General features: G+C 61.0%; 25 protein-coding genes. 18 read left to right on the top strand and 7 right to left on the bottom strand.

Translation table 11 applies throughout. The features are described 5' to 3' along the window. Positions 1 to 211: 211 nt before the first annotated feature. The 4 genes from tauA to tauD are packed head-to-tail and all read left to right on the top strand — an operon-like array spanning position 212 to position 3,733. Positions 212 to 1,189: a taurine ABC transporter substrate-binding protein gene (gene tauA, locus AD662_RS01415; RefSeq protein WP_053185060.1), complete on the top strand. Its 978-nt coding sequence runs from the start codon at positions 212 to 214 to the stop codon at positions 1,187 to 1,189. Positions 1,190 to 1,209: 20 nt separating this feature from the next. Further along, positions 1,210 to 2,004 (top strand): taurine ABC transporter ATP-binding subunit, encoded by a 795-nt coding sequence (gene tauB, locus AD662_RS01410; RefSeq protein ID WP_053185057.1) that lies wholly within the window; start codon positions 1,210 to 1,212, stop codon positions 2,002 to 2,004. Continuing rightward, positions 2,001 to 2,840, top strand: a complete 840-nt coding sequence (tauC, locus tag AD662_RS01405) for a taurine ABC transporter permease TauC (RefSeq protein ID WP_053185055.1) — start codon at positions 2,001 to 2,003, stop codon at positions 2,838 to 2,840. The genes tauB and tauC overlap by 4 nt, the downstream gene beginning before the upstream one ends. A gap of 50 nt (positions 2,841 to 2,890) precedes the next feature. Next, entirely contained in the window at positions 2,891 to 3,733 is an 843-nt protein-coding gene (tauD, locus tag AD662_RS01400; protein WP_018608810.1) for a taurine dioxygenase, read from the top strand. Positions 3,734 to 3,944: 211 nt separating this feature from the next. Here tauD and mgrA read toward each other — a convergent pair whose 3' ends face one another. From mgrA to AD662_RS01380, 4 genes are all read right to left on the bottom strand, one after another. After that, a complete protein-coding gene (gene mgrA, locus AD662_RS01395; RefSeq protein ID WP_018608812.1) occupies positions 3,945 to 4,982 on the bottom strand; it encodes an L-glyceraldehyde 3-phosphate reductase in 1,038 nt (345 codons plus the stop codon). Between the two features lie 58 nt (positions 4,983 to 5,040). Beyond that, positions 5,041 to 5,442 (bottom strand): type II toxin-antitoxin system HicB family antitoxin, encoded by a 402-nt coding sequence (locus AD662_RS01390; RefSeq protein WP_024619603.1) that lies wholly within the window; start codon positions 5,440 to 5,442, stop codon positions 5,041 to 5,043. Positions 5,443 to 5,534: 92 nt separating this feature from the next. Then, positions 5,535 to 5,717, bottom strand: coding sequence for a type II toxin-antitoxin system HicA family toxin (locus AD662_RS01385; RefSeq protein WP_018608816.1), 183 nt, complete (start codon positions 5,715 to 5,717; stop codon positions 5,535 to 5,537). 129 nt (positions 5,718 to 5,846) lie between these two features. Further along, positions 5,847 to 6,737 (bottom strand): LysR family transcriptional regulator, encoded by an 891-nt coding sequence (locus tag AD662_RS01380; protein ID WP_033062710.1) that lies wholly within the window; start codon positions 6,735 to 6,737, stop codon positions 5,847 to 5,849. Between the two features lie 116 nt (positions 6,738 to 6,853). Here AD662_RS01380 and AD662_RS01375 point away from each other — a divergent pair, with 116 nt between their 5' ends. Next, positions 6,854 to 7,594 (top strand): SDR family oxidoreductase, encoded by a 741-nt coding sequence (locus AD662_RS01375; protein WP_018608821.1) that lies wholly within the window; start codon positions 6,854 to 6,856, stop codon positions 7,592 to 7,594. 154 nt (positions 7,595 to 7,748) lie between these two features. On the opposite strand, the gene betT is transcribed toward AD662_RS01375, so the two are convergent. Then, the gene (betT, locus tag AD662_RS01370; protein WP_162843731.1) at positions 7,749 to 9,710 is read right to left on the bottom strand and encodes a choline transporter BetT; all 1,962 of its coding nucleotides are present in this window, start codon (positions 9,708 to 9,710) and stop codon (positions 7,749 to 7,751) included. A 507-nt stretch (positions 9,711 to 10,217) separates the two neighbouring features. On the opposite strand from betT, the gene AD662_RS01365 reads away from it, so the two are divergent. The 12 genes from AD662_RS01365 (at position 10,218) to AD662_RS01310 (ending at position 22,869) form a co-directional block, all read left to right on the top strand. Continuing rightward, entirely contained in the window at positions 10,218 to 11,210 is a 993-nt protein-coding gene (locus tag AD662_RS01365; protein WP_018608825.1) for a D-cysteine desulfhydrase, read from the top strand. Between the two features lie 310 nt (positions 11,211 to 11,520). After that, positions 11,521 to 12,321: a cystine ABC transporter substrate-binding protein gene (tcyJ, locus tag AD662_RS01360; protein ID WP_053185053.1), complete on the top strand. Its 801-nt coding sequence runs from the start codon at positions 11,521 to 11,523 to the stop codon at positions 12,319 to 12,321. Beyond that, on the top strand, positions 12,321 to 12,986 hold the full coding sequence (gene tcyL / locus AD662_RS01355) for a cystine ABC transporter permease (protein WP_018608828.1): 666 nt from the start codon (positions 12,321 to 12,323) through the stop codon (positions 12,984 to 12,986). Before tcyJ ends, tcyL begins: the two co-directional genes overlap by 1 nt. Positions 12,987 to 12,989: 3 nt before the next feature. Next, positions 12,990 to 13,751, top strand: coding sequence for an L-cystine ABC transporter ATP-binding protein TcyN (gene tcyN / locus AD662_RS01350; protein WP_018608830.1), 762 nt, complete (start codon positions 12,990 to 12,992; stop codon positions 13,749 to 13,751). A 511-nt stretch (positions 13,752 to 14,262) separates the two neighbouring features. Then, complete coding sequence (locus AD662_RS01345; RefSeq protein ID WP_053185051.1) at positions 14,263 to 15,030, top strand: hypothetical protein; 768 nt, start codon at positions 14,263 to 14,265, stop codon at positions 15,028 to 15,030. Positions 15,031 to 15,437: 407 nt separating this feature from the next. Then, entirely contained in the window at positions 15,438 to 16,679 is a 1,242-nt protein-coding gene (locus tag AD662_RS01340; RefSeq protein WP_053185048.1) for an SfnB family sulfur acquisition oxidoreductase, read from the top strand. Positions 16,680 to 16,702: 23 nt separating this feature from the next. Continuing rightward, positions 16,703 to 17,896, top strand: a complete 1,194-nt coding sequence (locus tag AD662_RS01335) for an SfnB family sulfur acquisition oxidoreductase (RefSeq protein WP_053185045.1) — start codon at positions 16,703 to 16,705, stop codon at positions 17,894 to 17,896. Then, positions 17,896 to 19,254 carry an LLM class flavin-dependent oxidoreductase gene (locus tag AD662_RS01330; RefSeq protein ID WP_053185042.1) on the top strand — a complete coding sequence of 453 codons (1,359 nt, stop codon included), beginning with the start codon at positions 17,896 to 17,898 and terminating at the stop codon, positions 19,252 to 19,254. The genes AD662_RS01335 and AD662_RS01330 overlap by 1 nt, the downstream gene beginning before the upstream one ends. Before the next feature lie 181 nt (positions 19,255 to 19,435). After that, on the top strand, positions 19,436 to 20,245 hold the full coding sequence (locus AD662_RS01325) for a MetQ/NlpA family ABC transporter substrate-binding protein (RefSeq protein ID WP_053185039.1): 810 nt from the start codon (positions 19,436 to 19,438) through the stop codon (positions 20,243 to 20,245). Position 20,246: 1 nt separating this feature from the next. After that, entirely contained in the window at positions 20,247 to 21,371 is a 1,125-nt protein-coding gene (locus AD662_RS01320; RefSeq protein ID WP_053185037.1) for a methionine ABC transporter ATP-binding protein, read from the top strand. Next, positions 21,361 to 22,005: a methionine ABC transporter permease gene (locus AD662_RS01315; RefSeq protein WP_018608843.1), complete on the top strand. Its 645-nt coding sequence runs from the start codon at positions 21,361 to 21,363 to the stop codon at positions 22,003 to 22,005. Before AD662_RS01320 ends, AD662_RS01315 begins: the two co-directional genes overlap by 11 nt. Positions 22,006 to 22,242: 237 nt before the next feature. Beyond that, the gene (locus AD662_RS01310; protein ID WP_018608845.1) at positions 22,243 to 22,869 is read left to right on the top strand and encodes a class I SAM-dependent methyltransferase; all 627 of its coding nucleotides are present in this window, start codon (positions 22,243 to 22,245) and stop codon (positions 22,867 to 22,869) included. Positions 22,870 to 22,974: 105 nt separating this feature from the next. Here AD662_RS01310 and AD662_RS01305 read toward each other — a convergent pair whose 3' ends face one another. Next, positions 22,975 to 23,535, bottom strand: coding sequence for a transporter substrate-binding domain-containing protein (locus tag AD662_RS01305; RefSeq protein WP_018608848.1), 561 nt, complete (start codon positions 23,533 to 23,535; stop codon positions 22,975 to 22,977). A 133-nt stretch (positions 23,536 to 23,668) separates the two neighbouring features. On the opposite strand from AD662_RS01305, the gene AD662_RS01300 reads away from it, so the two are divergent. After that, positions 23,669 to 24,094, top strand: coding sequence for a DUF4399 domain-containing protein (locus AD662_RS01300; protein WP_024618984.1), 426 nt, complete (start codon positions 23,669 to 23,671; stop codon positions 24,092 to 24,094). Between the two features lie 128 nt (positions 24,095 to 24,222). On the opposite strand, the gene serA is transcribed toward AD662_RS01300, so the two are convergent. Further along, complete coding sequence (gene serA / locus AD662_RS01295; protein ID WP_003186856.1) at positions 24,223 to 25,452, bottom strand: phosphoglycerate dehydrogenase; 1,230 nt, start codon at positions 25,450 to 25,452, stop codon at positions 24,223 to 24,225. Positions 25,453 to 25,568 lie beyond the last annotated feature (116 nt).

The following is a 25,568-nucleotide window of genomic DNA, read 5'->3' as shown; positions in this document are numbered from 1 at the left end:
TGACACACTGAAGAGGAGCTTTAGGGCTGCTACGCAGCCCAGCGGGGATAAATCCCCTCGCCACAAAAGCCATGTACAACTCCCATTTCTGCCCCTTGCATAGATTTTTTCGAAAATAAGCTCATTCGAAAAAGTTATTTATTTTCCAATTCTTAGATCATTTAGTCTCCTCCAACGCCGACCATCCGGCGGCCTGTTGAGGAGCTTTCCCATGTCTTTGAGTTTCCCCCTTCGCCTTCTCGCGGCCGCCTCCCTGGCTGCAACGAGTCTTTTTGCCCAGGCGACCGACCTGACCGTCGCTTACCAGACCACCGTCGACCCGGCCAAAGTCGCCCAGGCCGATGGCGTCTATGAAAAAGCCACCCAAACCAAGATCGACTGGCGCAAGTTCGACAACGGCGCCGATGTCATCACCGCCATCGCCTCGGGCGACGTGCAGATCGGTTACCTCGGTTCCAGCCCGTTGACGGCGGCCATCACCCGCAAGGTCCCGGTGGAAACCTTCCTCATCGCCACCCAGATCGGCGCCGCCGAGGCCTTGGTGGTGCGTGACGGTTCCGGCATCAACTCCCCGCAAGACCTGATCGGCAAGAAGATCGCCGTGCCGTTCGTGTCCACCGGCCATTACAGCCTGCTCGCCGCGTTGAAGCACTGGAACATCGACCCGTCGAAAGTCACCGTGCTCAACCTGGCGCCACCGGCCATCATCGCCGCCTGGAAGCGCGGCGACATCGACGCCACCTACGTCTGGGACCCGGCCCTCGGCGTGGCCAAGGAAAACGGCAAGGTCCTGATCACGTCCGCGGAACTGGCGAAGTTCGGCGCACCGACCTTCGACGCCTGGATCGTGCGCAAGGACTTCGCCCAGAAGCACCCTGAAATTGTTACTGCCTTCGCCAAAGTCACCCTGGATGCCTACGCCCACTACCGCAAGGACCCACAAGCCTGGCTGGCCGATGCGTCCAACGTCGACAAACTGGTGAAGCTCTCCGGCGCCAAGGCCAGCGATATCCCGCTGTTGCTGCAAGGCAACGTCTTTCCCCTGGCGGCCGATCAGGTCGTGAGCCTCGGCGCACCGACCACCCAAGCCATCACCAACACCGCAGCGTTCCTCAAGGAGCAAGGCAAGGTCGAAGCCGTGCTGCCGGACTACGCGCCTTACGTCAGCGCCAAATACATCACTCGTTGAGCGAAAAAAGGAGACACGCGATGGCCTTGCTACAGCTGGAGCGCATCAGCGCACAGTACCCCGGCGCGGCAGAACCTGTGCTGGCGGATATTTCACTGACCCTGGGGCCCCAGCAATTGCTGGTTGCCCTCGGCCCGTCCGGCAGTGGCAAAACATCGCTGTTGAACCTGATTGCCGGGTTCGTCGAGCCCAGCACCGGGCAGATCACCCTCGACGGCACGCCGGTCAAGGGCCCGAGCGCCGAGCGCGGCGTGGTGTTCCAGGACGATGCACTGCTGCCTTGGCAGGACGTGCTGGCAAACGTTGGGTTCGGCCTGGAACTGGCCGGGGTCGGCAAGCAACAGCGCGAAGCCCGGGCCCGGGAAATGCTTGCCCTGGTGGACCTGGCCGGTTTCGAGCAACGCCGTGTCTGGCAGCTCTCCGGCGGCCAGAAGCAACGCGTCGGCCTGGCCCGGGCACTGGCGGCCGACCCGCGCGTGCTGTTGATGGACGAACCTTTCGGTGCGCTGGACGCCTTCACCCGCGAGCAGATGCAGGAACTGTTGCTGCAGGTCTGGCAGCGCACCGCCAAGCCGGTGTTCCTGATCACCCATGACATTGAAGAAGCCGTGTTCCTCGCCACTGACTTGATTCTGTTGGCACCGAACCCGGGGCAGATCGTCGAGCGCCTGAGCCTGGATTTCGGCCAGCGCTACGGGGCCGGGGAATCGGCGCGGTCGATCAAGTCCGACCCGCGCTTTATCGAAACCCGCGAACATGTGCTCGCCAAGGTGTTCTCCCAACGCAGCGCCACTCGGCCACAGGAGCGCGCATGAGCAGCTACGAAATTCCAGCCGCCGTCAGTGAAACGACGAGCAAGCGCCCAGCCGGCGGCTTGAGGCCCAGCCTGAGTACGCGCTGGATCAGCGGCTTGACCCTGATCGCACTGCTGGCGGTCTGGTGGGCCGTCACCGCCAGCGGCCTGATCGAACCGCTGTTCCTGCCCTCGCCGTCTGCCGTACTGCAAAAAGGTTGGCTGCTGGCGACCAGCGGCTACATGGACTCGACCCTCTGGCAGCACCTGGCCGCCAGCCTTGAACGCATCGGCCTGGGCCTGTTGTTCGCGGTGCTGACGGCGGTGCCGGTGGGCATCGCCATTGGCGCCAACCGCATCGCTCGCGGCGTGCTCGACCCGTTGATCGAGTTCTACCGGCCGATTCCGCCGTTGGCGTACTTGCCGTTGATCGTGATCTGGTGCGGCATCGGCGAGTTGTCGAAGGTGCTGTTGATCTACCTGGCGATCTTCGCCCCGATTGCCATTGCCACCGCCACCGGTGTGCGCACCGTCGACCGGGCCAAGCTGCGCGCGGCGCAATCGTTGGGCGCCACGCGGGCCCAGTTGATTCGCCACGTGATCGTGCCCAGTGCCCTGCCGGACATTCTCACCGGCATTCGCATTGGCCTGGGCGTGGGTTGGTCGACGCTGGTGGCCGCCGAGCTGATCGCCGCCACCAGCGGCCTGGGGTTCATGGTGCAGTCAGCGGCGCAGTTCCTGGTCACCGATGTGGTGGTGCTGGGGATCCTGGTGATCGCGCTGATCGCCTTCGCCATGGAAATGGGCCTGCGCGCCCTGCAACGCAAACTGGTGCCATGGCACGGCTTGGCCCATTGATAGCCAATGACCACGCCGACCATTCGGCGCCCCAATCCGAGAACACGACGATGAACCGCCCGACCATTACTCCCTTGAGCACAGCCCTCGGCGCGCAGATCAGTGGGATCGATATCAGCCAGCCGCTGAGCCCGGAACATCGCGAGGCCATCGAGCAGGCCTTGCTCAAGCATCAGGTGGTGTTCTTTCGCGACCAGCCGATCGACCCGACGCAACAAGCGCATTTCGCCGGGTATTTTGGCGACCTGCACATTCACCCGATCTACCCCAACGTACCGGAGCAGCCCGAAGTATTGGTGCTCGACACCGCCGTCACCGATGTCCGCGACAACGCCGTGTGGCACACCGACGTGACTTTTTTACCGACGCCGGCCATGGGCGCGGTGCTCAGCGCCAAGCTACTGCCGGCGTTTGGCGGCGACACGTTGTGGGCCAGCGGCATCGCGGCCTACGAAGCGCTGTCAGCCCCTTTGAAACGCTTGCTGGAAGGCCTGACAGCGGCCCACGATTTCACCCGGTCCTTTCCATTGGAACGGTTTGGCAACACCGCCGAAGACCTGGCGCGCTGGGAAGCGGCGCGGCGGAAAAACCCGCCACTGTCCCATCCGGTGATCCGCACTCATCCGGTGAGCGGGCGACGGTCGCTGTTCGTCAATGAAGGCTTCACGACACGGATCAACGAGCTGTCGGAAACCGAAAGCGAGGTGATCCTGAAACTGCTCTTCGCCCACGCCACCCGCCCGGAGTTCACCCTTCGCTGGCGCTGGCAGGTCAACGACGTGGCGTTCTGGGACAACCGCGTCACCCAGCACTTTGCCGTCGATGACTACCGCCCCGCCCGCCGGGTGATGCACCGGGCGACGGTGTTGGGGGATGTGCCGTTTTTCAGGTGAGGCACTGAATCTGGACTGCTCTTGTGGCGAGGGGATTTAGCGAAACGTCGCACCGCCCCGCTGGGCTGCGCAGCAGCCCCAATACATCTAAATGCGATCGGCCTGACACACCGGGGTGACAGGATTTGGGGCTGCTACGCAGCCCAGCGGGGATAAATCCCCTCGCCACAAGATTGTGTATTCAGCTGATCACTGCAGATCAGCCGATTCGTTACTCAGCCGACGAAGGCTTCTCCCAAAGATTGATCCCGCCCTCCAGGGCAAACCGATCGATCTGCGCCAGTTCTTCAGCACTGAAGCTCAGGTTCTTCAGCGCCCCGACGTTCTCGATAATCTGCTCCGGCCGGCTGGCACCAATCAGCGCGCTGGTCACGCGGGGATCGCGCAGGGTCCAGGCCAGGGCCATTTGCGCCAGGCTTTGGCCGCGCCGCTGGGCGATCTCATTGAGGGCACGTACATGGGCGATGTTTTCCTCCGACAGGTGCGAAGCCTGCAAAGAGCCGCCGCCCGGACGATTCACCCGCGCATCGGCCGGAATACCCTTGAGGTACTTGTCGGTCAACAGGCCCTGGGCCAGTGGCGTGAAAGCGATCACACCGGTACCCAGTTCGTCGGTGGCGTCCAGCAGGTCCTTTTCCACCCAGCGGTTGAGCAGGTTGTAGGCCGGCTGGTGAATCAGCAGCGGGACTTTCCACTCTTTGAGCAGCGCCGCCATTTCCCGGGTCTTCACCCCGGAATACGAGGAAATACCGATGTACAACGCCTTGCCCTGCTGTACGGCAGTGGCCAGCGCGCTGGCGGTTTCTTCCAGCGGGGTGTCGGGGTCGAAGCGGTGGGAATAAAAGATATCCACATAGTCCAGCCCCAGGCGTTGCAGGCTCTGGTCGAGGCTGGCGAGCACGTATTTGCGCGAGCCACCGCCCTGGCCGTATGGGCCCGGCCACATGTCCCAACCGGCCTTGCTGGAGATGATCAACTCATCGCGGTACTGCTTGAAATCTTCGCGCAGCAACCGGCCGAAATTGATCTCGGCGCTGCCGTAGGGAGGGCCGTAGTTGTTTGCCAGGTCGAAGTGGTTGATGCCCAGGTCAAACGCCGTGCGCAGCAAGGCGCGCTGGGTATCGATAGGCGTGCTGTCGCCAAAGTTGTGCCACAACCCCAGCGACAGCGCCGGCAGCACCAGCCCGCTGCGACCGACACGGCGATAAGGAATGGACTCGTAGCGGTCTTGCGCAGCGGTGTAGGTCATCGAAAGGCTCTCTGTTCGGACGCTGGTGGCAGAAGCTAACACTTCACAGACGCATCGGTCAGGCTGAAAGTTCGCGCAAGGCCGCCGCAGCCAGAAAACCCGAACGCGAGCTGTAACGCTGGTCACGTCGCACCGTTTGATCGATGCGTTCAAGCAATTGCTCGGGCAGTGTGGCGTTGAACCGCACTGATTTCCCGAAATAGGGCGTGACATCAAACTCAACCACCCCCCATATCCCACCGGCGTATTGCGGATCGTCGAGATGATCGTCAATTTCATGGATCTGCGGCAGCGGTTCGCCGTCGGCTATCAGACCTTCATAGTGCAACGAGAGCGCTTCTTTCACATTTTCGAATGCCTGGCTCACGGTACTGCCTGCGGAGAAACAACCCGGTACATCCGGGACCGTCACTCCGTATTCGGAATCGGCATCCTTGTGCAGAACGACCGGAAATTTCATGTGGACGAATCCTTCCTCCAGATCCGGCAACCGCAGCAACCGGTCTGATAACAATGCATCCCCATCGGGGATTTCGTAATCGGTCATGGGCTTCATTTCAGGCCCGCCTGTTTCAATATGCTATTGATCGTGCCTCTGGGCAGATCGGCGTCAGGGTGTTTGATCGTCACCCTCCCAGCCTTGAAGGCGTGTTTGTACTGGTGATGGCTACCCTTGATTGCCACTAGATACCAACCATCCTCTTCGATCTTCCTGATCATTTCCCGACTTCGCATCACCTTTGCCTTATTCGACAGCTCTGCCGGAAAACTCTAGCTGCGAAAGATGATTTCGATACACACAATACACACCCTGAAAAAATTTTAGCTCAACTCTCCAGCCAATGCACCGCCATCACCACTCGGTCATCGCGCCTGCGCAAACACCTCCGCCACCCAATCCACGAATACACGAACCCGCGGCGACATGAGTCGGTTCTGCGGATAGAGCACCGACACAGGCATGGACGGTGGTGGGGTGGCGGTGAGCACTTCCTGCATCAGGCCCTGGCGGATCGGCTCTTGCATCCGGTAATGCGGGCATTGGATCAGGCCCAGGCCGGCGATGGCCGAGGCGGCATAGATTTCGGCGCCGGACACCGACAGCGAGCCCCCGATCGGGACCTCCTTGAGCTCGCCATCGACCATGAACTCAAACGGATAGAGTTTGGCGGTGGTCCGCGAGACGTAGTTCACCGCTCTGTGATGTTTCAAGTCATCGAGGCTTTTCGGCTCACCGTACTGGCGCAGGTAACCGGGACTGGCACAGGTGATCTGCCGGAGATTGGCGACACGCCGGCCGATCAATGACGAATCCGCCAGCTCACCGGAGCGCAGCACGCAATCGACGCCTTCGGCAATCAGGTCGACGAAACGATCGGCCTCGCTGATGAACAGTTCTATTTCGGGATAACGGGCCATGAATTGCGGCAACGCCGGAATCACGAAATACCGTGCCTGGGTTCCGTGCAAGTCCACCCTCAACTTGCCTTTGGGCGCCACGCCGCGAAACGCCAGTTCGGCTTCTTCAAGTTCCGCCAGCAATTGCACGCAGCGTGGGTAATAGGCTTCGCCATCGAGGGTCGGGCGCACCTTGCGAGTGCTGCGTTCCAACAAGCGAACGCTCAGCCAGGCTTCGAATTGATTGAGGATGTGGGTCAGCGTGGCCCGTGGCATGTTCAAGTCTTCAGCGGCCAGGGTGAAACTGCTTCGCTCGTAGATGCGCACGAACACCTTCATCGCTCTGACTTGATCCATCTGAATCCGGCGCCTTTATTGTTAGTGATTGTTGAACAGTCAAGGCAACTTTCGGGCATTTATCGCCGAGAGTAAACATGTGAACCTGGCCTCACCCACTTCAAGAGGACTCAAGCATGCCGACTCAAACGTCCAAAGTTGCCATCGTTACCGGTGCTTCCCGCGGCATCGGCGCCGAAATCGCCAAGCAACTGGCTAGCGAGGGTTTCGCCGTCGTCATCAACTACGCCAACAGCGCCAGCGAGGCGTCCAAGTTGGTGGTGCAATTGCGCCAGGCCGGCCACCAAGCCATAGCGGTGAAGGCAGACGTGTCCTCTGCCGCCGATGTTCGTCGGATGTTCGATGAAACCGAAGCGCAACTGGGCAAGGTCGACGTGTTGATCAACAACGCCGGCATCCTCCAGGTGATGCCCCTGGCGCAGCACAGCGACGAGCTGTTCGACCAGACGTTCGCCATCAACACCCGTGGCACCTTCAATACCCTGCGCGAGGCCGCGACCCGTTTGAATGACGGTGGCCGGATCGTGAATTTTTCCAGCAGCACCGTGGGCCTGAACCTGCCCGGCTATTCGGTGTACATCGCCAGCAAGGCCGCAGTGGAATCCCTGACCCAGGTGTTCGCCAAGGAACTGCGTGGTCGGCAGATCACGGTCAATGCCGTGGCCCCCGGCCCCGTCGCGACCGAACTGTTCATGCATGGCAAGAGTGAGGAGCAGGTGCAGCACTACGCCAAGATGCCGCCCCTGGAGCGCCTCGGCCAGCCGCAAGACATTGCCAGCATCATCGCGTTTCTGGTGAGCCCGGCCGCTGGCTGGGTGAACGGGCAGATCCTGCGGGCCAATGGCGGGCTGGTCTGAGGCTGTTTCCTGCGTCGCCAGTCAAGCCGCTATCGTCGGATCGCCGCCCGGAGCAAGCTCGCTCCCACAAGGAAATCACTAACCTTCACTTAACCCTGTGGGAGCGAGCTTGCTCGCGATGAGGCCAGTGACAATGGAAGGCCTAGCGCCTCGATCAGCGCACCAAATGCAGGAACTGCAGGTGTCGCTCGTACTGGTCGAGGATGTCGTTGATGATTTGCTCCTTGGTGTAGCCCACCAGATCGTAATCCTGGCTGCCTTCGCTCAAGTGCACCTCGGCACGGTAGTAACGACGGTTGTTGAGTTCCTTCGAGCCCATGCCGCCGCGGGCGAAGGACGGCGTGAAGTAGCCGCGCATCTGCACCTGGTAGATGAACGGATGCTGCTCGCCGTGGCCGATCTCCAGGCTGACGTTGTCGTTGGCCGGGTCGGGCTGGGTCACCACCGTCAGGCCCTTTTCGACGAACACCGCGGTCACTTCTTCAATGGCCGGGCGCACCGTGGTGTCGAGGAAACGGTACACCTCATCACGGGACGGAAAATGCACCGCCTGGCTCAAGCGTTGGCGCCAGCCGCCCGTGCCCCGACGCGAACCCGATACCGGCGCCAGGGAGTGCAATTGCGCGATCTGCTTCTGCGACTCCAGGTAGAACGCCTTGTGCAGGCCCCACATCATCAGCAGCAGAATCAACGAGAACGGCAAGGACGTCAGCACCACCGCCGACTTCAAGGCATCGATGCTGCCGGAGAACAGCAGCGCACTGGTCACCAGGGCCGTCATCGCGCCCCAGAACACCCGCAGCCATTTCGGCCCGTCCTCATCGGGGTTGCCGCCCTTGGCCGACAACGTCGACAGCACCACGGTGCCCGAGTCGGCGGACGTGACGAAGAACACGAAGCTGATAAACACGGTGACGGCGATGACGGTCTTGCTCCAGGGGTAGGTTTCCAGCAGCAGGTAAAGGCTCATCGATGGGTTTTCCAGGGCGGACATGCCCAGGGCACTCATGCCGTGGTTCAGCACCTGGTCGATGGCGCTGTTGCCGAAGATCGACATCCACGCCAGGGTGAAACCCAGCGGAATCAGCAACACGCCAAAGACGAATTCACGGATGGTGCGGCCACGGGAAATCCGTGCGATGAACAGCCCCACGAACGGCGACCACGCGATCCACCAGGCCCAGTAAAACACCGTCCAGCCGCCCAGCCAGTCGCTGGGTTCGTTGTAGGCGTACAGGTCAAAGCTCTTCATCGGCAGGGCGCCGAGGTAATCGCCAATGTTCTGGATCAAGGTGTTGAGCAAATGCTGGGTGGGTCCGGCGAACAGCACGAACAGCAACAACGCGCAGGCCAGCAGCATGTTGATGTCGGACATGACCCGCACGCCCTTGTCGACACCGGCCACCGCCACAATGATCGCCGCGCCCATCATCAGCACGATCAGGCCGACTTGAATCCACTGGGTGTGGGCGATGCCGAACAGGTAATCGAGCCCGGAATTGAGGTGCAACACACCAAAGCCCATGTCCGCGCCGAGGCCGAACACCGTGGCGATAATGCCGAAGCCGTCCACGGCGTAGCCGATGGGGCCATTGATGCGTTTGCCGATCAGCGGGTACAGCGCCGAACGCAGGGCCAGCGGTAAATTGTGCCGGTAGGCGAAGTACGCCAAGGCCATGCCGACGAACGCGAAAACGCCCCAGCCGTGCAGACCCCAGTGCAAGAACAGGATCTGCATGGCCTGCCGTGCCGCTTGCGCGTTGCCAGCCTCGCCCTGGGGCGGCTGGACCATGTGGGTCAGCGGCTCGGACACGCAGAAGAAAAACAGCGTGATGCTGATGCCGGCGGCGAACAGCATGCCGGCCCAGGACAGATAACTGAATTCGGGCTCGTCGTGGTCGGCACCGAGCTTGATCTTGCCGTAGCCGGACAAGGCGGTGACCACCACGAAGACCAGATACAGCGTCATCGCCAGCATGTAATACCAGCCGACCGTATTGGCCGCCCAGTTCTGCGCCGCCAGCAACCAGGCGCCGGCCTGCGCGGGCATGGCAATCACCACCAGGCCGAACAGCAGGATGAAGGTCGCGGCGAAGTAAAAGACCGGCGGGTTCATGCGGACCAGGCCGCTGGGTGGAAGGGACGAGGCACTCATGAAACAAGTACCTCGGGAGAAAAAATCATGGCGGTCGAAAACGGACTCGGCAAAGGCAAGCCTCCTGTTGTGAGCGGGCAGCAAACCGACGGTTTAACTTGAATGAACGTTCAAGTTAAACATGAATAGGTAGCTAAGGACTAATCGCAGGGCTCGACGGCACGCTTCCTACACTAGCCTACGGGAGGGTATGACGTTGCTTCGTACGCATTCGTTCAGTAGCCAACGGGTAGAGCAGCCACCTTGTGGGAGCGGGCTTGCTCGCGAAGGGGCCATCACCTTCAACATGGATGTAGCTTGACAGTCCGCCTTCGCGAGCAAGCCCGCTCCCACAGGATTTTTGGGGGTCCGCAAAGCATGCCTTCCTTCAGATCACCCGCCGGTTTATGTCCTGACAAATGATTGCCGGTTGCCCATGAATATCGGCGTGCCTATAGTCCAGGCATCGCCTACAACCAGTACGGACCCATGATCAAACAACAGCTGTCTCGCTTTAACCGTCTCGACCTGCTCGGCCATCCGACACCGCTGGAAAAACTCGACCGCCTCTCCACCTGGCTCGGCCGGGACATCTATATCAAGCGTGACGACCTGACGCCCCTGGCCATGGGTGGCAACAAACTACGCAAGCTCGAATACCTGGCCGCCGATGCCATCGCCCAAGGCGCCGATACCCTCATCACCGCCGGGGCGATCCAGTCCAACCATGTACGCCAGACCGCCGCCCTCGCCGCAAAGCTGGGCCTGGGCTGCGTGGCCTTGCTGGAAAACCCCATCGGCACCGAAGACAGCAATTACCTGGGCAACGGCAACCGGCTGCTGCTGGAGTTGTTCGACGCCAAGGTCGAGCTGGTGGACAACCTGGACAACGCCGATGAGCAGCTACAAGCGCTGGCCGGTCGCCTGCGCAGCAACGGGAAAAAACCCTACCTGGTGCCGATTGGTGGTTCGAACGCCTTGGGCGCACTGGGTTATGTGCGCGCAGGCCTGGAACTGGCCGAGCAGATCAAGGACACCGGGATTGAGTTCGCCGCCGTGGTACTGGCCTCGGGCAGTGCCGGCACCCACAGCGGCCTGGCGCTGGCGCTGAGCGAAGCCCTGCCGGTGTTGCCTGTCATCGGCGTGACGGTTTCGCGCAGCGAGGAGGACCAGTTTCCAAAGGTCCAGGGCCTGGCCGAGCGCACGGCAGCGTTGCTCGACGTCGCCCTTCCAGAAGCGTTCAAAGTGAACCTGTGGGACGAGTATTTCGCCCCCCGCTACGGTGAACCCAACGCCGGGACACTGGCAGCGGTCAAGCTGCTGGCCAGCCAGGAAGGGCTGCTGCTCGATCCGGTCTACACCGGCAAGGCCATGGCCGGCCTGCTCGACGGCATGGGGCGCGACCGTTTCGACGAAGGCCCGATCATCTTCCTGCACACCGGCGGCGCACCGGCGTTGTTTGCCTACAGCGCGGCGTTCTGAGATATCGGGGGAACCTCTATGTGGGAGCGAGCCTGCTCGCGATAGCGGTGGATCAGCCAAGATCAATTTGGCTGAAAGACCATCGCGAGCAGGCTCGCTCCCACAGGAGAAATCCATTACATATTGGAATATGTAGTTGATTTAATATTATTTTCCAATCTATAAAAGCCACCCTATAGTCTCGCCGCAGGCGCATTTGCCGCGAGACGCCCAAGCTGCTTTAAGGCAGGATGTGGCAATCTTTTCGGATCGCGGCTACGCCTTATCTCAGCCAAAATAACCGCTTCATAAGAAAACACAGGGGCTTGTCATGAATTTTTCCGCATTACGTCGCAACCTGTTGGTAGGTTCGCTGGGCCTGGCATTGAGCGCCGGCTTGTTGGGGCAAACGGTTGCCGGTGAGCAACTGCAGAAGATCAAGGACGCCGGCGAAATCAAGATCGGCCTGGAAGGCACTTATCCACCGTTCAGTTTCGTTGATGAGAGCGGCAAACTGACCGGCTTCGAAGTGGAGTTCTCCGAAGCCCTGGCCAAGGAGCTGGGTGTGAAGGTCAAGCTGCAGACGACCCCATGGGCCGGCATCCTCGCGGCTTTGGAATCCAAGCGTCTGGACGCAGTGGTCAACCAGGTGACCATCTCCGAGGAGCGTAAGAAAAAGTACGATTTCTCCGAGCCGTACACCGTTTCCGGGATTCAAGCGCTGGTCCTGACCAAGAAAGCCGCCGAGCTGAACATCAAGAAGGCCGCCGACCTGGACGGTAAAAAAGTCGGCGTGGGCCTGGGCACCAACTACGAACAGTGGGTCAAGGCAGCAGTACCGGGCGCCCAAGTCAAAACCTACGATGACGACCCAACCAAGTTCCAGGACCTGCGCGTCGGCCGTATCGATACCATCCTGATCGACCGCCTGGCCGCGCTGGAATACGCCAAGAAAGCCAAGGACACCTCCGTCACCAGCGAAGCCTTTTCGCGCCAGGAGTCCGGTATTGCCCTGCGCAAAGGCGAGCCTGAGCTGCTGGCAGCCGTGAACAAGGCCATCGAAAAACTGCGCGCCGACGGTACGCTGAAAAAGCTTTCGGAAAAATACTTCAGCGCTGACGTTACCCAATAATGGAAGCAGCTCTTCAACTCGCACTGGACTCCGCGCCCTTCCTGCTCAAGGGCGCGTATTACACGGTCATCCTCAGCCTGGGCGGCATGTTTTTCGGCTTGCTGCTGGGGTTCGGCCTGGCGCTGATGCGCCTGTCGCGCTTCAAACTGGTGAGCTGGATCGCCCGCATCTACGTGTCGTTCTTTCGCGGCACGCCGTTGCTGGTGCAGTTGTTCGTGATCTATTACGGGTTGCCGCAACTGGGCATCGAGCTGGATCCGCTACCGGCGGCCCTGATCGGTTTCTCGCTGAACATGGCCGCCTACGCGTGTGAAATCCTGCGGGCCGCCATCAGCTCCATCGAGCGCGGCCAGTGGGAAGCGGCGGCAAGCATCGGCATGACCCGCGCCCAGACCCTGCGCCGGGCCATCCTGCCGCAAGCCGCACGCACGGCCCTGCCGCCGTTGGGCAACAGCTTCATTTCCCTGGTCAAGGACACCGCGCTGGCGGCGACCATCCAGGTACCGGAGCTGTTCCGCCAGGCGCAGTTGATCACCGCGCGAACCTTCGAAATCTTCACCATGTACCTTGCCGCCGCGCTGATCTATTGGGTTCTGGCCAGCGTGCTCTCGCACCTGCAGAACGTCCTGGAAGCCCGGGTCAATCGGCATGACCAGGAGTCCTGACCCATGATTGTCGTGGAAAAACTGACAAAGCAGTTCAAGGGTCAGGTGGTGCTCAACGGCATCGACTTGAAGATCGAAGAAGGCGAAGTGGTTGCGATCATCGGTCCCAGCGGCTCGGGCAAGACCACCTTCCTGCGCTGCTTGAACTTCCTCGAAGAGCCTACCAGTGGCCGGATCAAGGTCGGCGACATCGAAATCGATGGCAGTCGCCCGCTGAACCAGCAACAGGGCCTGGTGCGCCGTTTGCGCCAGCAGGTGGGCTTCGTGTTCCAGAACTTCAACCTGTTTCCCCATCGCACCGCCTTGGAAAATGTCACTGAAGGCCCGCAGGTGGTGAAGAAAATCCCCCGCGCCGAAGCCGAAGCCATGGGGCGCAAGCTCTTGGCCAAGGTCGGCTTGGCCGGCAAGGAGGACGCCTATCCACGGCGCCTTTCCGGCGGCCAGCAACAGCGCGTGGCGATTGCCCGGGCGTTGGCGATGGAACCGGCGGTGATCCTGTTCGACGAGCCGACCTCGGCCCTCGATCCGGAACTGGTGGGCGAGGTGCTGGCAACCATTCGCGGCTTGGCCGAAGAAAAACGCACCATGGTCATCGTGACCCACGAAATGGGTTTCGCCCGGGACGTGGCCAACCGCGTGGTGTTTTTCGACAAAGGCGTGATCGTCGAACAAGGCGAAGCCAAGGCCTTGTTTGCAGCGCCCAAGGAAGAACGCACGCGACAGTTCCTCAGCAAGTTCCTCTCGGCCGGACACGGCGCTCAGTAAGTTATGGTGAGCGTCATCACTTCCAGGGATGGAAGTGGGACCGCTGCCACACACTCAACACAACACTGCCATCAACTTGGCTATAACGAAACAACTTGAAACTTGCGCCCCACTCAACATCCGCGACCGTTTTATGTGCGCATGGACATACCTCTCGTAACACTTCCCTGCGGCCCAAGCGCCCCTCCTCTTTAGTCTCAAGACGCTCTTTCGAGCCTTTTAAAAAACCGGCTGGCTTAGGAAAAAGGCCTGTGACGCCGCGCATTCTTAACATGCATGCGTAGGACGTTTCTGAAGCCTTTCACAATGAATTATTAAGCAAGTGCCTCTATTGACACTGAAACTATTGAGCCCTTATCTAGTGCCCAACAGGCGATGCACATTATTTATTTTCTGCACAGTGACTAGGCGCAGCCTAGCCTATATGGCTGCACATAAAATATGTCGCGATCAGTCATCGCCGTTGATCCTCCCGAAACGGACTTAGTTTTCAAGCATCAAGGAGAACACCATGACATGTAAGTCGAAGAGTCCTGAACTGGCCGCCCCCACCCTGGCCAATGCCCACCCCACCGGCATCAATATCGCCAACGCCGCTCATCTGGAGGTTGCCATTGCGCCCTACCCGGGCATGGACGCAGGTGATCTGATCGAACTGTTCTGGGACAACTGCTACGTCGGCTCGCGCTTGCTGTCGCAGGCCGATGTGCAAGACAGCGTCACCCTGCGGGTCCCGGAGAGTTTCATCGTCGATGGAACCGCGCGCATCCACTATCGGGTGATGCAGGTCGGGCGTGGGCCGGCGCTATCCGCCAAGCAACGGGTACACGCGAAGCTCGATTGCCCCGGCGGGCAGCCGTCGGCCTTGAGCGGCGATGAAAACCAGGGCCTGGCGCCAGTGCGCATTCCCGGCACTATCCGACGCCAAGGGGTGAACCCCAACCAGATCAAGCGCGGCGTACCGCTGACCATCGAACCCTACCTGAACATGGCCGCCGGCGATGCCGTGACCCTGCGCTGGGGTGATGTGCGCATGGACTTGCCAGCGGTCACCGCCAGCGAGGTCGGCCAGCCGATCAATATCTGGGTCCCGCCGCAGATCATCCTGGAGGCAGGAGAAGACCTGCGCCTGGAAGTGACCTACTGCATCCTCGACCGTGTGGGCAACAACTCCCACTGGGCACCGCCACGGACGTTGAAGATCGGTTGCGCCAATCCGTACCTGAACACTGCACCGAAACAGCCGCTCATGGCCGCCGAAACGCGCCGCCGAATGTGAACACCCTGAAAAAGCTTTTGTGGCGAGGGAGCTTGCTCCCGCTTGGACTGTGGGAGCAAAGCTTGCTCGCGAAACAGGCGCCTCGATTCTGCAAGACCGCATCGCGTCCATCGCGGGCAAGCCTTGCTCCCACATAGCGGGAGCAAGCTCCCTCGCCACAAAAAGCTACTTAGCCCTGGATGAGCGTACGGCCTTCAATTAAAACCAACCTATCTATATTCCTAAAAGTTAGTTCAAAAATAATTTATACACGCTTAGGGTATATACACCGGACCACCGGACATTCTTGATTTTCGCTCGCCGCATTCATCGCGGCGTTTCTTGAGATGTGAGGTGGGTATGGAACGAAACACAATCACCCCAGTGCAATACGCCCAGGCACTGCCTGCAGCCACGGAGTGGCTGTAATGTCGGATCTGGCGCAAGCAAAAGTCCAGAGCGACCTGGACATCGCACCGCTGTTGTTGCCCGCACAGGTGTTGCGCAACGATGCCGAGGTCATCAAAGCCGCCCACGAACTGGCGCAGGTCGCCCGTCAGCAGGCCGCCCGTCGTGATCAGCAACGCAAGCTGCCCTGGGCAGAAATCGAGCAATTCACCCGCAGCGGGCTGGGCAGCATCGCCATTCCCCGGGCATACGGCGGCCCACAGGTTTCGTTCGTCACCCTGGCCGACGTGTTCGCGATCATTTCCGCCGCTGACCCGGCCCTCGGGCAGATCCCGCAAAACCAGTTCGGCGTGCTCCAACTGATTCTCGGCACCGGCACCGAACGGCAGAAAAAAATCCTCTTGCAGAGCGTGCTCGAAGGCTGGCGCATCGGCAACGCCGGGCCGGAACGCGGTACTCGCAATACCCTTGAGCTCAAGGCGCGGATCACCGCTGACGGTGACGGGTTTGTCATCAATGGTCAGAAGTTCTATTCCACCGGCGCGCTGTTTGCTCATTGGGTCGCGGTCAAGGCGTTGAATGACGAAGGCCGCCAGGTGCTGGCCTTCGTGCGGCGCGGCACCCCGGGCCTGCGGATCGTCGACGACTGGTCGGGGTTCGGCCAGCGCACCACCGCCAGCGGCACCGTGCTGCTGAACAATGTCCGGGTGGATGCCGACTTGGTGCTGGATAACTGGCGCATCAACGAAACGCCCGGTGTGCAAGGCGCGATTTCCCAACTGATCCAGGCCGCCATCGATGCGGGTATCGCCCGTGGCGCCATCGACGATGCCATCGCCTTCGTTCGCGAACGGGCCCGGCCCTGGATCGATGCCAAGGTCGACCGAGCCAGTGACGACCTCTACGTGATCGCCGACATTGGCAAACTGAAAATCGAACTGCACGCCGCCGAAGCGTTGCTGCGCAAGGCCGGACAGGTGCTGGACCAGGTCAGTGCCGCCCCCATCACGGCGCAATCGTCCGCCCGCGCCTCGATTGCCGTGGCCGAGGCCAAGGTGCTCACCACCGAGATCGCCCTGCAAGCCAGCGAAAAACTCTTCGAGCTGGCCGGCAGTCGCGCCACCCTCGCCGAATTCAACCTCGATCGCCATTGGCGCAACGCACGGGTCCACACCCTGCACGACCCGGTGCGCTGGAAGTATCACGCGGTAGGCGCCTACCACCTGAACGGCACCTTGCCGGCCCGCCATTCCTGGATCTGACGACCCGACCTCTGGAGCAGTACATGACGTTTTCTCAACACGTCGCGGTGATCACCAGCGATGAACAAGCCCTGATCGTGGCCAGCGACCTGGCCGATGACTTCAAGCGCGACAGCGCCCTGCGCGACCGCGAGCGCCGCTTGCCGTACCCGGAACTGGAGGCCTTCTCCCGCTCGGGCCTGTGGGGTATCAGCGTGCCCAAGGCCTATGGCGGCGCCGGTGTTTCCAACGTCACCCTGGCCAAAGTCATTGCGCTGATTTCTCAGGCCGACGGCTCGCTGGGACAGATTCCGCAAAATCATTTCTACGCCCTGGAAGTGCTGCGGATAAACGGCACTGAAGCGCAAAAACAACGCCTGTACGCCGAAGTGCTTGCCGGCCAGCGCTTTGGTAACGCCCTGGCCGAACTTGGCACCAAGACTGCCCATGACCGCATCACCCAACTGCGCCGCGACGGCGAGGGCTATCGCATCAACGGTCGCAAGTTCTACGCCACGGGCGCGATCTACGCCCAGCGCATCCCCACCTCGGTGGTGGACGAAAACGGTGTGCAACAACTGGCGTTCGTCCCTCGCAACAGCCAAGGCCTGACGGTGATCGACGATTGGAGCGGTTTCGGCCAGCGCACCACGGGCAGTGGTTCGGTGGTGTTCGAAGACGTGTATGTCGTCGCCGCCGACATCGTGCCCTTCCAGAGCGCCTTCGAACGCCCGACGCCGGTAGGGCCGCTGGCGCAGATTCTTCACGCTGCCATCGACACCGGCATCGCCCGCGCCGCCTATGAAGACGCCCTGCATTTTGTCCGCAATAAAACCCGTCCCTGGATCGACGCCACCAGCGACGTTGCCACCGAAGACCCGCACACCCTCAAGAGTTTCGGCCAACTGAGCATCCGCCTGCACGCCGCCGAAGCCCTGTTGGAACGTGCCGGTGAGTTTCTCGACCGGGCCCAGGCCGACACCCGGGCCGACACAGTCGCCGCCGCCTCGATTGCCGTGGCCGAAGCCCGTGCCATCAGCACCGAAATTTCCCTGGCCGCCAGCAGCACGCTGTTCGAATTGGCCGGCAGCCAGGCGACCCTGGCCGAACATGGCCTAGACCGCCACTGGCGCAACGCCCGGGTACACACCCTGCATGACCCGGTACGCTGGAAATACCACGCGGTGGGCAACTTCTACCTCAACGATGAAAAACCGCCGCTGCGAGGGACTATCTGATGGCGGCCGGCAAGAAAAAGATCCTGCTCAACGCGTTCAACATGAACTGCATCGGGCACATCAATCACGGCCTGTGGACCCACCCCCAGGACACGTCGACCCAGTTCAACACGATCGAATACTGGACCGCCCTGGCGCAACTGCTCGAACGCGGACTGTTCGACGGGCTGTTCATCGCCGACATCGTCGGGGTCTACGACGTGTACCAACAGTCGGTGGACGTCACGCTCAAGGAGTCGATCCAGCTGCCGGTCAACGACCCGTTGCTGCTGGTGTCCGCGATGGCCGCCGTGACGAAAAACCTCGGCTTCGGCCTCACCGCCAACCTGACCTACGAACCGCCCTACCTGTTCGCCCGACGCATGAGCACCCTCGACCACCTGAGTCGTGGTCGGGTCGGCTGGAACATCGTCACCGGCTACCTGGACAGCGCCGCCAAGGCCATGGGCCTGACGGCGCAGGTCGAGCATGACCGCCGCTACGACCAGGCCGACGAATACCTGCAAGTGCTCTACAAACTGTGGGAAGGCAGTTGGGAAAACGACGCGGTGCTCAACGACCGCGAGCAGCGGATCTATGCCCGGCCAGAGAAAGTGCACAAGGTCCGGCACCAGGGCGAGTTCTACCAGGTCGAGGGTTATCACCTGTGCGAACCCTCACCCCAGCGCACGCCAGTGCTGTTCCAGGCCGGCAGTTCCGAGCGCGGCCTGCTGTTCGCCGGGCGGCATGCCGAGTGCGTGTTCATCAGCGGCCAGAACAAACCGGCGACCAAGGCCCAGGTGGACAAGGTCCGCGCCAGCGCCGTAGAGGCCGGGCGCAACCCCGAGGACATCAAGGTGTTCATGGGCCTGAACGTGATCGTCGGCGAGACCGAAGCGGCCGCCTGGGCCAAGCATGCCGAGTACCTGGGCTACGCCAGCGCCGAGGCCGGGGTGGCGCATTTTTCCGCGTCGACGGGGATCGATTTTTCCCAGTACGAACTGGACGAACCGATCCAGTACGTCAAGAGCAACGCCATCCAGTCCGCCACCAAGACCTTGCAGAACAACGACTGGACCCGGCGCAAATTGCTTGAGCAACACGCCCTCGGTGGTCGCTACATCACAGTCGTGGGCTCACCCGAGCAAGTGGCCGACGAGCTGGAGTCCTGGATCGCCGAAACCGGCCTCGATGGCTTCAACCTGACCCGCATCGTCACGCCGCAAAGCTATGTGGACTTCATCGACCTGGTGATCCCCGAGTTGCAGCGACGCGGCTCGTACAAGACCGAATACGACAACGGCACCCTGCGCGAAAAACTGTTTCACGCAGAGGCCCATTTGCCTGGACAACACACCGGTTCAACCCACCGGCACTGACCCTGGGGCTACCGACACTGACCCTGTGGGAACAAGGCACTGTGGGAGCAAAGCTTGCTTGCGATGCAGACACCTCGTTTTCTGGAGACCGCATCAATTTCATCGCGGGCAAGCCTTGCTCCCACATAGCTCTGTTCGCCAAAAAATATGCACCTCCCCCTAAATGACTGGAATAACTGACATGACCAAACACTTCCTCACCCTGCCAGTCAAAGCATTGGCCCTGGCCCTCGGCCTGTTCAGCTCGGCGCTGTTTGCCGCCGATGCGCCGTTGAAAATCGGCACCACCGCCGCGTTCGCCATTCCTCTGGAGGCCGCTGTGGAAGAGGCCAGCAAGCAAGGCCTGAAGGTCGAGCTGGTGGAGTTCAGCGACTGGATCGCGCCCAACGTCAGCCTGGCCTCCGGTGACATCGACGTGAATTACTTCCAGCACATCCCGTTCCTGGAAAATGCCAAGGCCGCCGCCGGGTTCGATCTGGTGCCCTTTGCGCCGGGGATCATCAACAACGTCGGCCTCTATTCGAAAAAATACAAAAGCTTCGACGAACTGCCAGAAGGCGCCAGCGTCGCCATTGCCAACGACCCGATCAACAGCGGTCGCGGCCTGCAACTGTTGGCCAAGGCCGGGCTGATCAGTCTCAAGCCGGGCGTCGGCTACAAGGCCACCGAAGACGACATCGTCGCCAACCCGAAGCAGCTCAAGATCCTGCAGGTCGAAGCCGTGCAGTTGGTGCGTGCTTATGAAGACGCCGACCTGGTGCAGGGTTATCCCGCCTACATCCGCCTGGCCAAGACCTTCGATGCCAGCTCTGCCTTGCTGTTCGACGGCCTCGATCACAAGGAATACGTGATTCAGTTCGTGATCCAGCCCAAGAGCAAGAACGATCCACGGCTGATCAAGTTCGTCGACATCTACCAACATTCACCCGCCGTGCGCGCCGCCCTGGACAAGGCCCACGGCAAGCTCTACCAAGCCGGCTGGGAAAGCTGACATGAACGCCGTCAACGCTCGACTTCGACAAGAAGCCCCCACGCCCCGAAGCGCCGAACACACCGAACTGCATCCGGAGCTCAACCGTGCCCATGTGCGCTTCATCGGCCTGGGCAAGACCTACAACGGCGCCCAGGGTCCGGTGGCCGCGCTGCAAGGCATCGACCTGGCGATCCAGCGCAGCGAGGTGTTCGGCATCATCGGCCGCAGCGGCGCCGGCAAGTCGTCGCTGATCCGCACCATCAACCGCCTCGAACAACCCACCAGTGGCCGGGTGTTGATCGATCAGATAGACATCGGCGAGTTCGATGATGACCGTCTGGTGGAACTGCGTCGGCGCATCGGCATGATCTTCCAGCACTTCAACCTGATGTCGGCCAAGACCGTGTGGCAGAACGTTGAGCTGCCACTGAAAGTCGCCGGCGTGCCCAAGGAACAGCGCCAGCGCAAAGTCCGCGAGCTGCTGGAACTGGTGGGCCTGCAAGGCAAGCACCAGGCCTACCCGGCGCAACTCTCAGGCGGGCAGAAGCAGCGGGTCGGGATTGCCCGGGCACTGGTGCATGACCCACAGATCCTGCTGTGCGACGAGGCCACCTCGGCCCTGGACCCGGAGACCACTCAATCGATCCTCGGCCTGCTGCGCGAGATCAACCAGCGGCTGGGCCTGACCATCGTGTTGATCACCCATGAAATGGCGGTGATTCGCGAAGTCTGCGACCGGGTGGTGGTGCTCGAACAGGGGCGGATCGTCGAACAGGGGCCGGTCTGGGAAGTGTTTGGCAACCCGCAACACGAGGTCAGTCGAACGCTGTTGGCACCGTTGCAACATGCGATACCGGAAGAACTGCAAAACCGCTTGCAGGTGCAGCCGGCATCGGCGGATGCCGCCACTGTGCTACGCCTGCAATTCACCGGCATCGATCGTGAGGAACCGGATCTCGCCGCCTTGTTCAGCGCCCTCGGTGGACGGGTGCGGCTGCTGCACGGCGGCATCGAGCGAATTCAGGGCCACGGGCTGGGGCAATTGCTGCTGGCCGTGAGCGGTTCGTCGTGGGGCGCCGAGGAACTGCGACAACGGGCGGGCAATTGGGCGCAAAGTGTGGAGGTGCTGGGTTATGTGGTTTGATCGGTTGTTGCAGGGCTTCATCGACACGTTCCTGATGGTCGGCGTGTCGTCGCTGATCGCGCTGTTGGCGGGCATCCCGCTGGCGGTGATCCTGGTGACCAGCGGCAAGGGCGGGATCTATGAAGCGCCGGTCTTGAACCGGGCCCTGGGCGCCTTCGTGAACCTGTTCCGCTCGATACCGTTCCTGATTCTGATGGTGGCGTTGATCCCGTTCACCCGGCTGATCGTCGGCACCACCTATGGCGTGTGGGCCGCAGTAGTACCGCTGACCATCGCCGCCACGCCGTTCTTTGCCCGCATCGCCGAAGTCAGCCTGCGGGAGGTCGACCATGGCCTGATCGAAGCGGCCCAGGCCATGGGTTGCCGGCGCTGGCACATTGTCTGGCATGTGCTGCTGCCCGAAGCCCTGCCAGGCATCGTCGGCGGTTTTACCATCACCTTGGTGACCATGATCAACTCTTCGGCCATGGCCGGCGCGATCGGCGCCGGCGGTCTGGGCGACATCGCCTACCGGTACGGCTACCAGCGATTCGACAGCCAGATCATGCTCACGGTGATCGTGTTGCTGGTGGCGTTGGTGGCAGTGATCCAGTTGGGCGGCGACCGCTTGTCACGCGGCTTGAATAAGCGCTGACCTGTGGGAGAAGTTGATCTGTGGGAGAAGTTGATCTGTGGGAGAAGTTGATCTGTGGGAGAAGTTGATCTGTGGGAGAAGTTGATCTGTGGGAGCAAAGCTTGCTCGCGATAGCAGTATTCCATCCAACATGGATGCCAGCTGGACGACCGCAATCGCGAGCAAGCTTTGCTCCCACAGGTAGACCAATGATCTTGCGGTATAGTCCCCTGACGCTCCCCACTCAAGCCCCCAATCATGAAACACACCACCGAAGACCTGCACGCCATCACCGCCACGACCCTGGGCCATTACAACACCGTGGCAGAAAGCTTTCGCGAAGGCACCCGCGATCACGATGTCAGCCAGAACATCGACGCCTTGCTGCGCCATATCCAGGGCCAGGCGCCGCTGCACATCCTGGATTTGGGCTGCGGCCCGGGGCGCGACTTGCGCACATTCACGGCCATGGGCCATGTGGCGGTCGGCCTCGACGGTTCAGAAGCGTTTGCCCGGATGGCGCGCCAGGACAGCGGCTGCGAGGTGTGGCAACAGGACTTCCTGGAACTCGACCTGCCGGCCGAGCGTTTTGACGGGATTTTCGCCAACGCGGTGCTGTTTCATGTGCCCGTCCAGGAACTGCCTCGGGTGCTCAAGCAACTGCACGCCACCCTCAAGCCCGGCGGCGTGCTGTTCAGCTCAAACCCACGGGGCGAAAACCAGGAGGGCTGGAACGGCCAGCGCTTCGGCGCTTACCACGACCTCGCGGCGTGGCGCACGCTGCTTGGCCACGCAGGCTTCGTGGAACTGGAACATTACTACCGACCGGCTGGGCTGCCGCGGGAACAACAGCCTTGGTTGGCGAGTGTCTGGCGTAAGGTTTGAAGACCAATCCCTCGTAGGAGCTGGCGAAGCCTGCGATCTTTTGATCTTTCGCTTGAGATTCAAGCGTTCTTGGAAAGATCGCAGCCTCGTTACACTCGTCAGCTCCTACCGACCCAACCACTTCTGCGACAACTGCTCCAACCGTCCGTCATCCTTGATGCGCGTCAGGGCATTGTCCAGGCTGGCCTTGAACGCCGGGTTGCCCTTCTGGAACGGAATCACCAGGCTCGGCGCCGGCTCGCTCTTTTTTTCTGGCTGGAACGACTGCGCCATGACCAACGGACGTGGCGTCTCATCCTTGCTCGCCAGCAGTTGTGCATCCGGTTGGCTGTAAGCCGCACTGAGGTCGAAACGTTCCGCCAGTTCCGGGGTCATTGCTATGTGGTTGATGGCAACGTCGTACTTGCCGCTCTCCACGCCGGTCAGCAGATCCCCGGCATCCGTGACCACGAAGTCGGGGCGTACATCGAGCTCACCGGCAAGCATTTCGCCCAGCTCCACTTCGAAACCAGTGAGTTTGCCGTCTTCCTTGAAGTTGAAGGGCGCGGTGTTGGCCTCGAGGGCAATGCGCAGTTCACCACGGTCATTGATGTCATCGATCAGTTCGGCATGAGCCAGGGGACTCAAAAGGGGTAGCAGGCAAATCAGGCCAGGCAGAAAGCGCATGGTCACTCCTTTGTATTTATACAAGCGACGCTCGTTTCAGGCTCGCTTTGCTATGGTTGTTGCAGGCTTCGACAACGATTGGTCATGAAGTTGTCATGGCCAGGCGGATTTCATGGAAAAACTGGAGAAAAAAATGAAAAGCTTTATGTCTCGTGCCACGTTGGCCGGCCTGTTATTGGGCGCCTCGATGCTGGCAACCGCCGCGACCCCGGCGCCCAAAGGTGCAGAAGTGTTCATCGTTTCCCCGGCAGACGGCGCCACCGTCGCCCAGGAATTCACAGTCAAGTTCGGCGTCAAGGATATCGCCCTGGCCCCGGCCGGCGACGTGACCAAAAATACTGGCCATCACCATTTGCTGATCGATGTCGACAAACTGCCCGCCGCCGGCGCGCCGATTCCAAACGACGCCAACCACATGCACTTCGGCAAGGCACAAACCCAGGCCGACATCAAACTGGCCCCGGGCAAGCACACCTTGCAATTGATCCTGGGTGACAGCGGCCACATGCCGTTCGATCCGTCGATCGTGTCCGAAAAAATCACGGTGGATGTGAAGTAATACCGACTGACACAACACAACCACCTGTGGGAGCAAAGCTTGCTCCCACAAGGTTTCAGGTTGTGTCAGTCAATAAAAAACGGGAGCCCCTTGCGAGGCTCCCGTTTTTTATTGCAAGCCAGGCCTGCTTAGAACAACACGCGGCAACGAATGGTGCCGTTGATGTGCTGCAGCTTCTCTTGCGCCAGGTCCGAGTATTCGGCGTCGACGTCGATCACGACGTAGCCGACTTTCTCGTTGGTCTGCAGGAACTGACCGGAAATGTTGATGCCGTTTTCGGCGAAGACCTTGTTGATCTCGCTCATCACACCCGGGATGTTTTCGTGGATGTGCAGCAAGCGGTGCTTGCCAGGGTGTGCCGGCAGGGCCACTTCCGGGAAGTTCACGGACGATACCGACGTACCGTTGTCGCTGTACTTGACCAGTTTTTCCGCCACTTCCAGACCGATGTTGGCCTGGGCTTCAGCGGTGGAACCGCCGATGTGCGGGGTCAGGATCACATTGTCCAGGCCACGTAGCGGGCTTTCGAAGATGTCGTCGTTGGAGCGTGGCTCCACCGGGAACACGTCGATGGCGGCGCCGATCAGGTGCTTGTCCTTGATCGCGTCGGCCAGGGCGTCGAGCTTGACCACGGTGCCGCGCGCGGCGTTGATCAGGATCCCGCCCTTCTTGATGGCGCGGATTTCCTTCTCGCCAATCATCCACTGGGTGGCAGCGGTTTCCGGCACGTGCAGGGTCACGATGTCGGACATGCCCAGCAACTCGTGCAGGTTGTTGACCTGGGTGGCGTTGCCCAGAGGCAGCTTGGTCACGGTGTCGTAGAAGAACACCTGCATGCCAAGGCCTTCAGCCAGTACCGACAATTGGGTGCCGATCGAGCCGTAGCCGACGATACCCAGCTTCTTGCCACGGATTTCGAAGGAGTTGGCCGCACTCTTGATCCAGCCGCCACGGTGGCAGGAAGCGTTCTTCTCAGGGATGCCGCGCAGCAGCAGGATCGCTTCGGCCAGCACCAGTTCGGCAACGGAACGAGTGTTGGAGTACGGCGCGTTGAACACCGCGATACCGCGCTCGCGCGCCGCGTTGAGATCAACCTGGTTGGTGCCGATGCAGAAGCAGCCGACCGCCACCAGTTTCTTGGCGTGGTCGAAGATCTCTTCGGTCAATTGAGTACGGGAGCGAATGCCGATGAAGTGAGCATCGGCGATCTTTTCCTTGAGCTGGGCTTCCGGCAGAGAACTGGTGATGTACTCGATGCTGGTGTAGCCCGCCGACTTGAGGACGTCGACAGCCGATTGGTGGACGCCTTCGAGAAGAAGGAACTTGATCTTGCTCTTATCGAGAGAAGTCTTGCTCATCTGCGTAAACCTGTGTCCCGGAGAAAAATGGCAGGGAATCGGACAGCGCATGCTGGCCCGACCGGCGTAACAGCCGTCGCCGCAGAACAGCCGTTGGGCACTACGCTGCGGGGTCG

The sequence above is a fragment of the Pseudomonas kilonensis genome (assembly GCF_001269885.1).
Taxonomy (GTDB): Bacteria; Pseudomonadota; Gammaproteobacteria; order Pseudomonadales; family Pseudomonadaceae; genus Aquipseudomonas; species Aquipseudomonas kilonensis.
Note: the sequence above shows the minus strand (reverse complement) of the source record. Positions and strands in the feature narration are given on the sequence as shown.